1 protein-coding gene is annotated in these 294 nt (G+C 62.2%); it reads left to right on the plus strand.

Annotated elements, in window-relative coordinates:
• On the plus strand, positions 1-238 hold a 238-nt coding region (locus PZH32_RS13375), incomplete at its 5' end, for a LutC/YkgG family protein (protein WP_275208743.1).
• Between the last annotated feature and the right edge of the window lie 56 nt (positions 239-294).

Here is a 294-nt window from a genome sequence, read left to right on the forward strand (position 1 = left end):
GGACCAGGGGCGTAGGGCTATCACCCTTGTCCCGGATCGCCACGTCTGCGTCGTCAAGGCTAGCCAGGTGGTTTCCGACGTCCCGGAGGCCATCCAGATCGTCAAACCGGCGGTGCATGAGGGACACCCGTTGACCTTCATTTCCGGTGGTTCGGCCACCTCTGACATTGAGTTGTCCCGGGTTGACGGAGTGCATGGGCCTCGTCGGCTTTATGTCATCGTCGTCGACGACCGGTGAAACACGACCAGAACTAGTGCCCCGGTTGAGGGACCGGGGCACTGCTGTGCCTGAGG

Source organism: Adlercreutzia equolifaciens (assembly GCF_029076695.1).
Lineage (GTDB): Bacteria > Actinomycetota > Coriobacteriia > Coriobacteriales > Eggerthellaceae > Adlercreutzia > Adlercreutzia equolifaciens_A.